Here is a 10,965-nt window from a genome sequence, read left to right on the forward strand (position 1 = left end):
GCTCACGGTAAGTGCACCGTCCGGCCCCTATTCGGCGAGCCAATGCGCTGCGACCTTCTGTAATCGTTTCGCGTTTCCCCGGTCATGCAAAGATCAGAAATGCAACACGAATGCGGCTCGGTGTTGACGTGCGGGCGAAGATACAGCGGTGATCGATGAATCTTACGAGTGGGCCCAGCCGCCGGCGCGATTGACCACCAGGTCGCACCGTGTGCCGGGCGGAGATCACTACTCAGTCGCTCGTCATAATCAATCCCGGCCGGCCGATGACCGCCCCGAGCGCGGGGGCGCTATCCAGGCCCTTGATCACGATGTGCTCATCCGCCGTTCACTGGAGATCTCGTCCAGCTGCTTCACCACGATCATCAGCATCCTGCAGGGCGTCGCGCTGGCGATCCTCGCGGACAACACCTTCAACGACCCCTCGCCGCTCGCCTACTTCCACAGCGTCTGCCTGGCGTTGGTGCTGGTCGGCGTGTTCTACACCTACGTGAACATGAGCATCATGCTCCGCTGGGCGCCGTCCTTCCTGGACTCGTTCATGCCGTTCATGATCGCGGGACTCGAAATACCGCCCGCCTACTTCCTCGGCCAGGTGGCGGCCTGGAACACCTGGCTCGGAATGCTCTGGCTGGGCGCGGCGACCGGCTTCTACGTCAACATCAAATGGTCGCCGGCCTCGCACTTCGGCAAGGAACCCAAGGCGCACCGCATTTTCCACCGGATGTATCACGAACTGATGCTGACCTCGCTGGCCTGCGGACTGGCCATGGGCTTCTTCGGTATCACCGCGCACCTTTACCCGGCCGCCGGCCCCTGGCTGGGCGTCGCCGGAGTCGTCACGGTGCTGGCGACGATGGCGATATTCGTGGCTCGTTCGGAGATCAGGTCCTCGCAGATCCACGCACGGTTCGGCGTCCACCGGCCGCCCTTCAACTGAAGTTCTCCGGTCCGGGTGGAGGCGGTTCGGTGGCTGCGGGCCGTTGATGAAGCCGGGCGAGGCGGGCACGCCACTGCCGAGTGGCCGACCGCACGCACGGAGATGTCGCATCGATCTATCTCCGTGGCCACCGTCAGGCAGTGACCATCAATTGCAATTCCAGCACTAGAAGTCTGCGAGACACGTCCAATAGGTCCACCCATTCGGGCCGTTGATCACGTAGACCGGAAGCCAGCCGTTCGCGCGAGTGACCCCGCAGGCGTCGTACCGGTCACCGAGGACGACCTGCGTGCTGCGGCAGCCGAGAATGTCTCCACGCTGGAGGGTGTCCACGCGGCGCGAGGTGATGGAGTTCCGCTCGAAGATCGGCAGATTGTTGGCGACGGACTTCGCATAACCGGTACGACACGTGGCGTAGGACGCGGCCAGGGCCGGGCTTGCGGGAGTCACCAGAGTCGCGCCCAGTGCCGCCAAAGCCGCCCATGTCACTCTGCTTCGCTTCATGTATCTTCTCCTTCGTCCGGCGCCAATGGCCGTCATGAATGTCTGTGCGCCGACCGTATTGGCTCGTTCTCTCGTTCTGCCCTCGTTCTGCTCTCGTCCGGGCAGTCACCCGAGGTGACCAGCCACCCGGACGAATCAGACTTAACGCCGGATAACAATTTTCCGTGAACTCTTTTCGAATGCATTCGTGAACCGGCCGGCGGACCGGAACCGTCCCACCTGTTCATGCTTTGTTGCCGGGATATTGACGTCTCGCAACACGGAAGTAACAATCACCGGAGAGCGCTCTCTGCTCGTACCGCACGGTCATCCCCCGCCCCGCCGTACGTCTGTCCCCACGGACGCGCGGCAACCCGTCCGACAGGTAGAACATGACTCTGACGTCCCCACCGCCGCAGAAACGCCGACACCGCGGGCGGGTGGTGCTGAGCGCCGTCCTGGCCGCCGCCCTCGGCACCACCGTCGTCTCGATCGCCACCAACGCCAGCGCCGCGGACATCCCGGTGTCGCAGGGCAAGCCGGCCACCGCCTCGTCCGTCGAGAGTGCCGCCTTCACCGCGGCCGCCGCGGTTGACGGCAACGCCGGCACCCGCTGGTCCAGCACGTTCGCCGACCCCCAGTGGTTGCAGGTCGACCTGGGCAGCACCCAGTCGATCAGCCAGGTCGTGCTGAACTGGGAGGCGGCGTACGCCTCGGCCTTCACCATCCAGACCTCGCCGAACGGCACCAGCTGGACCAACATCACCCCGGTCACCGCGGGCCAGGCCGGCGTCCAGACCCTGAACGTCACCGGCAGCGGCCGGTACGTGCGGATGAACGGCACCACCCGGGCCACCCCGTACGGCTACTCGCTCTGGGAGTTCCAGATCTTCGCCGGCGGCACCACGCCGACGCCCACGGTCACCCCGACGCCCAGCGGACCGGCCCTGCCGACCTCCGACACGCCTGACCTGGGCCCGAACGTGCGGATCTTCGATCAGGGCACGCCGGCGTCGACCATCCAGTCGGCGGTGGACCAGGCGTTCAACGCGCAGCTGCGCAGCCCGACCGCGCAGTTCGGCACCCAGCGTCACGTGTTCCTGTTCAAGCCCGGCAGCTACGGCCGGGTCTGGGCCAACGTCGGCTTCTACACCACGCTGGCCGGTCTCGGCCTCAACCCCGACGACGTGACGATCAACGGCGCGATCAACGTCGACTCCGGGTGGAACTACGGCGACGAGAAGAACGCGACCCAGAACTTCTGGCGCAGCATGGAGAACCTGTCGATCGTGCCCGAGGGCGGCACCAACCGCTGGGCCGTCTCCCAGGCCGCCCCGATGCGCCGGGTGCACATCCGCGGCAACCTGACCCTGGCGCCGTCGAACCAGGACAACGGGCAGGGCTACTCCAGTGGCGGCTACCTGGCCGACGCCGTGGTCGACGGCACCGTGTCCTCGGGTTCCCAGCAGCAGTGGTACACCCGCGACAGCCGGATCGGCCGCTGGGAAGGCGGCGTCTGGAACATGGTCTACTCCGGCGTCCAGGGTGCCCCGCCGAACGCGTTCCCGAACCCGCCGCACACCACGCTGGGCACCACCCCGGTCTCGCGGGAGAAGCCCTTCCTGTACGTCGACAGCGCCGGCCTCTACCGCGTCTTCGTGCCGGCTCTGCGGCGCAACTCCGCCGGCGCCAACTGGCCCAACACGGCCGGCGCGTCGATCCCAATGCGGGAGTTCTACGTCGCCAAGCCCAGCGACAGCGCCGCCCGGATCAACTCCGCCCTGGCCCAGGGCCTGAACCTGTTCTTCACCCCGGGCACCTACTCGCTCAACGAGACCATCCGGGTCACCCGCCCCAACACCGTGGTGACCGGCATCGGCTTCCCGACCCTGATCCCGAACAACGGGGTCGAGGCCCTGAACGTCGCCGACGTCGACGGGGTCAAGGTGAGCGGTCTGACCTTCGACGCCGGTACGACCAACAGCCCGACGTTGATGAGTGTCGGACGGGCCGGGGTCCACACCGACCACGCCGCGAACCCGACCAGCCTGCAGGACGTCTTCTTCCGGATCGGCAGCAGCGTGCAGGGCAAGGCCACCACGACTCTCGCCGTGCACAGTGACGACACGATCATCGACCACATCTGGGCCTGGCGGGCCGACCACGGTGGCGCGCCGACCGGCTGGACGGTGAACACCGGCGACACCGGTCTGCTCGTCAACGGTGACGACGTCCTGGCCACCGGCCTGTTCGTCGAGCACTACCAGAAGTACGAGGTGATCTGGAACGGCAACCGCGGCAAGACGATCTTCTTCCAGAACGAGAAGCCGTACGACGTGCCCAACCAGGCGGCCTGGATCGGGCCCCGCGGTAACGGGTACGCCGCCTACAAGGTCGCCGACGCCGTTACCGACCACGAGCTCTGGGGCGGCGGCTCGTACGCCTACTTCAGCGCCAACCCCAGCGTGCGGGTGGACCGGGCCTTCGAGGTGCCCAACCGGTCCGGCGTCCGGCTCCGCAGCGTCCTGACCGTTTCCCTCGGCGACGTCGGCACCATCGCCAACGTCGTCAACGACACCGGCGGCTCGGTTCCCAACCCCGCCGGCAACACCACTCCGCGCAACGTCGTGGCGTACCCCTGATCCTCGATCCTGAATGCAGTGCCCAGCGGCCACCGGTGCGATCCGCACCGGTGGCCGCCGCCGTCAGGTGCCGGCGGCATCAGTGAGGTCGGCCTGGAGGCGGTCGTACAGGGCGCGGAAGTCGGCCCGGCCATCAGGGCGCGCTGATCGCGGGGCCGGCCGTACGGGACCTCCACGTCGGTCCGGACCCCCCAGCCCGGCCGCGGCCAGCCGGGGCTTCGGTGCGACGACCCGGCCGGACGTCAGCTAGATCGACGTGCGGACGCCTCCCGGCGGGCACACGATGGTCGGATGACACAGCCGTTGCCCCGACGCCGGATGCTCACCGCGTCTGCCGGCGCGCTGGCGCTGGTCTGGATGCCGGTCCCACGGGCCGAGGCGGTCCCGGCCGGCGCCGACTGCCCGGCCCCGCCGGACTTCCCGGCGGGCGTGGAGCACTACCGGCAGAGCTACCGGAACTGGGCGGGCGAGCTGCGTGCCGACGATGTCTGGACCGCGGTCGTCCGCACCGCGCAGGACGTGGTGACGTTGGCCAACTGGGCGCATCGGCACGGGTTCGCGCTGCGTCCGCAGGGCTTCCGGCACGGCTGGGCGCCGCTGACCCTGACCGCGGGCACCGATTGCGCGAGCCGCGTCGTGCTGGTCGACACCCGCCGCCTCAACGCGATGGAGCTCGGCGGCCCTGGTGCCGAGCCGGGCTCCGCGACCGTACGCGTCCAGGCGGGCGCCGGCCTGGAGGCGCTGCTCGGCTTCCTGGAGGCGGCCGGCTACGGCCTGACCGCCACCCCGGCGCCCGGTGACTTGTCGGTCGGCGGCGCCCTGGCGGTGGACGCCCACGGCACCGCCGTGCCGGCCGAGGGGGAGGTCCGGCCGCCAGGTACCACGTACGGGTCGCTGAGCAACCTGATCCTGCGGCTCACCGCGGTGGTCTGGGACCCGGGCGCCGGCGCCTACGTCACGCGATCCTTCGAGCGGACCGACCCGGATTGCGCTGCGCTGCTGACCAACCTCGGACGGGCGTTCCTCACCGAGGTCACGCTGCTCGCCGGGCCGCTGGCCCGGCTGCGCTGCGTGAGCAGGGTCGACATCCCGGCGGCGGAGCTCTTCGCGGCGCCCGGCGCCGGGGGCCGCACGCTGGAGAGCTTCATCGCGGCGAGCGGACGGGTGGAAGCCATCTGGTTCCCGTTCACCGCCCGCCCCTGGCTGAAGGTGTGGAGCGTCAGCCCGCAGCGGCCGCCGACGTCGCGTCCGGTCACCGGGCCCTACAACTATCCGTTCAGTGACAACGTTCCGGCGCCGGTGGCCGACCTGGCCGGCCGCATCCTGGCCGGGCAGTACGAGCTGGCCCCGGCGCTGGGCCAGGCGCAGTACGCAGCCACCGCGGCCGGGCTCCTCGCGACCGCCTCGGCCGACCTGTGGGGCGCGGCCAAGAACCTCCAGCTGTACGTGCGCCCGACGACTCTGCACGTTCACGCCAACGGCTACGCGGTGCGGGTCCCACGCTCCGGCGTGCAGGCCGTCGTTCATGCCTTCGCCAACTTCTACACCGCGCTGCTGCTGGCTCATGCGGCCCGTGGCCGGTTCCCGGTCAACGGGGCGGTGGAGATCCGGGTGACCGGCGTCGACGACCCGGCCGAGGTGGCCGTCCCCGGCGCGCAGGCACCGGCCCTGTCGGCGCTGCGGCCGGACTCCGCCCGCCCGGCGGGGCAGGTGGCGGTCTGGTTCGATGTGCTGACGTTGCCCGGTACGGCCGACGCCAACCGCTTCTACCGGGAGGTGGAGCGGTATCTCCTGACCGCTCACCCGGGCACGCGGGTGGAGTGGTCGAAGGGGTGGGCCTACACCGACCAGGCGGCCTGGAGCGATCCCGACGTGCTCGACCGTGCCGTACCGTCCTCGTTCGGCCCGGGCTGGCCCATTGCCGTTGCGGCGCTGGACCGGCTGGATCCGGCCCGGGTGTTCAGCAATCCGTTCCTCGACCGGCTCCTGCGCTCCTGACACCTGGTCCCGGTTCTGACATGTTCGGGTAGCGGCGGTTGCCCCCAGGGTCGCCCCTTCGGCCGCGTGACGGGCGGCTGGTCGTGCTACCCCAGTGGAGTGGTCCACCGCGCCGAACCGCACCGCCGCATCCCAGCCGAGCCGGGTGGGACAGCGCAGAGCCGGCTGCCGCCGGCTCGTGCCCGTGCGGCCCCGGCCACAGGGCCCGCACGCCTGCTGAGTCTGCAGGGCGCGGCGGGAAACCGGGCGGTGAGTTCCTTGGTGATGAGCCAACCCCTTGTGGTGCAACGCGGCCCGCCGCCTGGCGGCGGTGCTGTCGTGTTGACGCCGGCGGAGCAGCAGTACGAGTTGTCGATCTCCACGCTGGAAGCACGCCTGGTCGGGCTGCGGGACGGTAGGCCGTTCTTCCGGGTGCTGTACCGGGGCGAGGAGCTGGGAACGATCGTGCTCGAGAGCAGCACGAGGCAACCGCTGCCGTCGCGCAAGCTGCAGATTCTCGATATGACCGGCTCGCGCGGGGGCGACACGAAGAACTTCGAGACTGCCGTCAAGCAGATCGAGGTGAGCGTCCGGCACACCGCGGACGTGCGGCCGGTATGGACGCCGTCGCCGAAGCTGCCCGGCTTCCTGCGGCGGCGTGGCCTCACCGGCCTGACCTTCAGGGCGGCGACGGCGCAGGCGCCGTTCCCCCGGCACGAATTCGAGATCTGGCCGGCCGTGCTGCCCCCACCGCGAGAGCGGCGCCGACCGCTGGATGATCCCGGCCCGTACGGCGGTGGTGGTCCAGCAGCCGATTCGGGGCAACCTGGCGGGCGCCAGGACGCTGCCCCGGCCGCGCCGGGCGGTCGGCGGCGGAACCGGCTGGCCGAGGCGGTCCGGCAGGGCGTGGACATCGTCACCGACTTCGTGCCCGGCGTCAGCAACGTCAAGGACCTCACGATCTTCCTGACCGGCATCAACCCGGTGACCGGCGAGAAGGTGCCCTGGTGGGGCCGGCTGCTCGCGCTCGTCTTCGCCATTCCCGGGGTCGGCAACCTGCTGAAGTACCTCGGCCGGGGCCTCAAGTACTCGCTCAAGCTGGTGTTCGGACCGCTGTTGAAAGCGGTCCGGCGCCTGAGCCCACGGGTGCGGCGGCTGGGCGAGCGGCTGTTCGGGCGCGGGTCGCGGATCGCGAGCTTCGGCGGCTGGGCCAAAGCACGCGCCGCCGCCGCGCTCGCCGTGCTGACGAAGGCGATCCGCCGCAACGCGGCGGACCGCCTGATCGAGCGTGGGACGCAGGTCAGCGGGCACTTCCCGTACTCCGCCGGCCCGAACGCGGTCCTGTTCCGGCGCAGCCCGCAGACCGGCAAAGTCACCCACTACGCGGTCTACGGCCCGGACGGTCTGCGGGTGAAGCGGGTCGACCTGGACCCGTTGGGTGCTGCGCACGGTGGCGTAGCACCGCCACATGTCATGGAATACGTCCGTAACACCGATCCCGCCACCGGTAGGGTTTTTGCCAATGAGCCGAAGGGCCGCAGCGTGCGGAAGACACGGCCCGACGAGGAACCGAGGGTGAACTGATGAGCGGTCCCGCCCTCTCCGGCGCGGAGTCGGAAGAAGTGCGCTGGCACGATGTCCGGCTGCACGGGTTCGGATTCTCGCCCGGGACCTTCGAACTGCTCCTCGACATCGACTACATCCTGCAATGGCGCGAGCCGCCGGCGGGCGAGGAGTATTACGAGTTCGTCGTCGCGCCGGCGACGCTCGTCTTCCACAGCGTGGCTGACGTGCGGATCGACCTCCAGTCGTACACCGGGGAAGTCAGCATCGACACGGTGCAGCGCGAGGACGCCCAGCCGACCCCGGCCGGGGTGACGGACTACGCGTGGCTGCTGAACACGCACGAGGGCACGATCCGTTTCCGCGCTGCCGGCTTTCAGGTGCACCTCAGGCAGGATCCGCGGGTGTCGGCAGGCCCTTCGCTCACCCTCACCGAGCGCGGCGGGGTCTCGTTCGACCGGCCGCGTGTCTGAGTCTGTGGATCTGTCGAGTCCGGCCCGGCGCCGGGAAGCGCTCCGGATGGTGGACGTCGATGATCCCCGGCCGCACCACGCGCTGCTGCGGCAGATCTTCGACCTCGAAAGGATCTGGCGCGAAGGCTCCGACCACGGCGAGAGCGACGAGTTCGAGCAGATCTACGTGGCCGCCTTGCTGCTGTTCCTCATCGGTGATCCCGCGGACGCGCCCCGCCTGTACGCCGCGAAGTTCCGTACCGGTGACATGGATCTGGGTATCGGCCTCGACGCCCAGGCCATCTTCGGGGCGGGCCGGCACGAGACGCTGCGCTGGCTCGCGGCGAACGGGTACGCCGACGAGCACGCCCATCTGTCCGAGTGGTTGTCGCACTCGGAGGACCCGAGGATCGAGGACTGGGCCCGGCACGTCCGCGGGTACTTCTACTCACCCGACGGCGTCCTGCTGCTGGACGAGCTCTGATCTCACGCGGTGAGGGCGGCGTACCGGCCGCCGACCGAGACCAGGGTGTCGTGGGTGCCCTGTTCGAGGATGCGGCCGTGGTCGACGACGGCGATCTGGTCGGCGTTGCGCACGGTCGACAGCCGGTGCGCGATCGTCACCGTGGTGCGGCCGCGGGCCAGTTCGTCGAAGGCGCGCTGCACGGCCCGCTCGGTGGAGGTGTCCAGGGCGCTGGTGGCCTCGTCCAGGACCAGGATCCGGGGGTTGCGCAGCAGCGTCCGGGCGATGGCGATGCGCTGCTTCTCACCACCGGAGAAGCGGTGCCCGCGCGAGCCGACGACGGTGTCGTAGCCGTCGGGGAGCCTGGCGATCACGTCGTGGATCTGGGCGGCGCGGGCGGCCTGCTCGATCTGGGCGTCGGTGGCGTCCGGGCGGGCGTACCGCAGATTTTCCCGGACCGTGGTGTGCAGCAGGTAGGTCTCCTGGCTGACCAGCCCGACCACCCCGGCCAGGTCGGCCAGGCGCAGGTCGCGCAGGTCGATGCCGTCGATGGTGATCCGGCCGGCGGCCGGGTCGTGGAACCGCACGATCAGCGCGCCGATGGTGGTCTTGCCGGAGCCGGTCTCGCCGACCAGCGCCAGCGACGTGCCGGCCGGCACGTCCAGGCAGACGTTGTCGATCGCGGCCGTGCTGCTGCCGGGGTAGCGGAAGGTCACGTTCTCGAAGCGCAGGTGCCCGCGGACCGGATCGGGCAGCTCGACCGGCTGGGCCGGGTCGTCGACCTCGATCGGCAGGTCGAGGTATTCGAAGATGCGTCCGAACAGCACCTTCGAGGTGCTCAGCGAGACGCCGACGTTGAGCAGGCCCATCAGCGGCCGGAACAGTCCGGCCTGCAGGGTGGTGAAGGCGACCAGGGTGCCGATGCTCAGGGTGCCGGCGGTCGGCGGCAGTCCGGCGCTGAGGTAGATGATCGCCGGGATGGCGGCGAAGATGATGCTCATCGTGGCCATCCGCCACCGGCCGGCCAGCTGCGAGCGCATCTGCAGGTCGATGAGACGGGTCGAGGACAGGCTGAACCGCTCGACGAGCGCGGCGCCGGCGCCCATGGTCTTGCTCAGCTGGGCCCCGCTGATCGACAGGCCCTCCTCGATGGTCACGTTGAGGTCGGCGAGCTCGGTCTGGCGCAGGGCGGTGATCTCCTTGCGCATCTTCGCGGCGCGGCGGCTCAGATGCAGCGCCGGTGGCAGCACGATCAGCGAGACCAGGGACAGCTGCCAGGACAACGCGACCATGGCGACCGCGCTGGCCACCGCGGTGGTCAGGTTGGAGGTGATCGACGCGGCGGTCGAGGTGACCACCGACTGCACGCCGCCGATGTCGTTGGTGATGCGCGACTGGATCTCGCCGGTGCGGGTCCGGGTGAAGAACGCCACCGACTGCCGCTGCAGGTGGGTGAAGACGTCGATCCGCAGCTGGTGCACGACCCGCTGGCCGACGGTGGCGGACATCCACGTCTGGACGACGCCGAGTGCGGCGGTCACCGCGGCGACGGCGACCATGCCGGTGACCAGCCAGGCGAGCAGCGTGGCGTTCTTCTCCGGCAGGGCGCGGTCGATGACCTCGCGCAGCAGGAAGGGGGAGGCCATGCCCAGCACGGAGGACGCCATGATGAGCCCGGTCACCACGGTCAGGCGCAGGCGGTGCGCCTTGAACAGCCGGGCGATGCGGCGCAGCGGGACGTCTGGCAAAGAGCACAACCTTCCGTACGGGATGAGCCGAGGTTAACGGGCCGCCCACGCGCGCAGGAATTCGTAGTGCGGCAGGTGACACCGGTAGCACTCGGCCAGCTTCGGATGGTTGTCCACCGTGTCCGCGTACGTGCGCTGCGGTTCGGTGAAGCCGGAGCTGCCCGCGACGTCGCGGTGCCACGGCCGGGTCCGGCTCCAGACCCGGTGGTCGCCCGGCTGCCAGGAAAGCGCCGAGGCCAGGAACGGTATCCCGGCGTGCTCGCAGTAGCGCCGGACGACCTCGGCCGGCGCCGCGAGCAGCGTCTCGGCCTCGACGACGTGCGGGGTGGCCCCGGACGCCTCCCGGACCCGCCGGGCGAGCTCGGCCTGGTGGCCGTAGCCCACCTCGGCGCAGACCATGTCCGGGTTCATCGCGTAGTGCGAGGCGATCACCGAGCGGGGGTCGCGGATGATGAAGGTGTGCCGACCGGTGGCCGGGATGTCCTCGCCGCCGGTGCCGAGGTAGTCGTACTCGGTCGTCTCCTTGACGAAGACGCGCCGGTCGCGCGCCCGTTCGTCGAGCAGTTTGAGCAGTTCGGCGTGGCTGGTGGCGGTGGCGTCGCCGACCGTCGCGTGGCCCTGCACGACGATGCTGGAGAACGGTTCGTGGTAGACCTCGTGGTCGCCGCGTTCGAGCATCATCCGCAGGAACGCCGTC

9 protein-coding genes are annotated in these 10,965 nt (G+C 69.8%); 6 read left to right on the forward strand and 3 right to left on the reverse strand.

Annotation, left to right across the window (positions count from 1 at the left end):
* The first annotated feature begins 148 nt into the window (after positions 1–148).
* Entirely contained in the window at positions 149–940 is a 792-nt protein-coding gene (locus tag ACQP2Y_RS14910) for a hypothetical protein (protein WP_433728423.1), read from the forward strand.
* A gap of 165 nt (positions 941–1,105) precedes the next feature.
* Here the strand turns inward: ACQP2Y_RS14910 and ACQP2Y_RS14915 are convergent, their stop codons facing one another.
* On the reverse strand, positions 1,106–1,444 hold the full coding sequence (locus ACQP2Y_RS14915; RefSeq protein ID WP_433728425.1) for a hypothetical protein: 339 nt from the start codon (positions 1,442–1,444) through the stop codon (positions 1,106–1,108).
* 371 nt (positions 1,445–1,815) lie between these two features.
* Between ACQP2Y_RS14915 and ACQP2Y_RS14920 the strand changes: the two genes are divergently transcribed.
* The 5 genes from ACQP2Y_RS14920 to ACQP2Y_RS14940 all read left to right on the forward strand — a co-directional run bounded on the left by ACQP2Y_RS14920 (position 1,816) and on the right by ACQP2Y_RS14940 (position 8,541).
* Positions 1,816–4,065, forward strand: coding sequence for a galactose-binding domain-containing protein (locus ACQP2Y_RS14920; protein ID WP_433728427.1), 2,250 nt, complete (start codon positions 1,816–1,818; stop codon positions 4,063–4,065).
* Positions 4,066–4,356: 291 nt separating this feature from the next.
* Entirely contained in the window at positions 4,357–6,063 is a 1,707-nt protein-coding gene (locus ACQP2Y_RS14925) for a cholesterol oxidase substrate-binding domain-containing protein (RefSeq protein WP_433728429.1), read from the forward strand.
* Between the two features lie 318 nt (positions 6,064–6,381).
* On the forward strand, positions 6,382–7,626 hold the full coding sequence (locus ACQP2Y_RS14930; protein ID WP_433728431.1) for a polymorphic toxin type 24 domain-containing protein: 1,245 nt from the start codon (positions 6,382–6,384) through the stop codon (positions 7,624–7,626).
* Positions 7,626–8,078: a hypothetical protein gene (locus ACQP2Y_RS14935; protein WP_433728434.1), complete on the forward strand. Its 453-nt coding sequence runs from the start codon at positions 7,626–7,628 to the stop codon at positions 8,076–8,078. The genes ACQP2Y_RS14930 and ACQP2Y_RS14935 overlap by 1 nt, the downstream gene beginning before the upstream one ends.
* A 46-nt stretch (positions 8,079–8,124) precedes the next feature.
* Positions 8,125–8,541: a hypothetical protein gene (locus tag ACQP2Y_RS14940; RefSeq protein WP_433728437.1), complete on the forward strand. Its 417-nt coding sequence runs from the start codon at positions 8,125–8,127 to the stop codon at positions 8,539–8,541.
* Positions 8,542–8,543: 2 nt separating this feature from the next.
* On the opposite strand, the gene ACQP2Y_RS14945 is transcribed toward ACQP2Y_RS14940, so the two are convergent.
* Together ACQP2Y_RS14945 and ACQP2Y_RS14950 are read right to left on the reverse strand one after the other, a co-directional pair.
* Positions 8,544–10,268, reverse strand: a complete 1,725-nt coding sequence (locus ACQP2Y_RS14945) for an ABC transporter ATP-binding protein (RefSeq protein ID WP_433728439.1) — start codon at positions 10,266–10,268, stop codon at positions 8,544–8,546.
* A 33-nt stretch (positions 10,269–10,301) separates the two neighbouring features.
* Positions 10,302–10,949: a hypothetical protein gene (locus tag ACQP2Y_RS14950; RefSeq protein WP_433728442.1), complete on the reverse strand. Its 648-nt coding sequence runs from the start codon at positions 10,947–10,949 to the stop codon at positions 10,302–10,304.
* Positions 10,950–10,965 lie beyond the last annotated feature (16 nt).

This window comes from Actinoplanes sp. CA-051413, from assembly GCF_050955795.1.
Taxonomy (GTDB): domain Bacteria; phylum Actinomycetota; class Actinomycetes; order Mycobacteriales; family Micromonosporaceae; genus Actinoplanes.

What these genes read in the sequence shown, in the direction of transcription:
- ACQP2Y_RS14925 (WP_433728429.1), top strand. Translation starts at nt 4,357, where the DNA reads ATGACACAGCCGTTGCCCCGACGCCGGATGCTCACCGCGTCTGCCGGC.
- ACQP2Y_RS14950 (WP_433728442.1), bottom strand. Translation starts at nt 10,949, where the DNA reads ATGATGCTCGAACGCGGCGACCACGAGGTCTACCACGAACCGTTCTCC.
- ACQP2Y_RS14935 (WP_433728434.1), top strand. Translation starts at nt 7,626, where the DNA reads ATGAGCGGTCCCGCCCTCTCCGGCGCGGAGTCGGAAGAAGTGCGCTGG.
- ACQP2Y_RS14915 (WP_433728425.1), bottom strand. Translation starts at nt 1,444, where the DNA reads ATGAAGCGAAGCAGAGTGACATGGGCGGCTTTGGCGGCACTGGGCGCG.
- ACQP2Y_RS14940 (WP_433728437.1), top strand. Translation starts at nt 8,125, where the DNA reads ATGGTGGACGTCGATGATCCCCGGCCGCACCACGCGCTGCTGCGGCAG.
- ACQP2Y_RS14920 (WP_433728427.1), top strand. Translation starts at nt 1,816, where the DNA reads ATGACTCTGACGTCCCCACCGCCGCAGAAACGCCGACACCGCGGGCGG.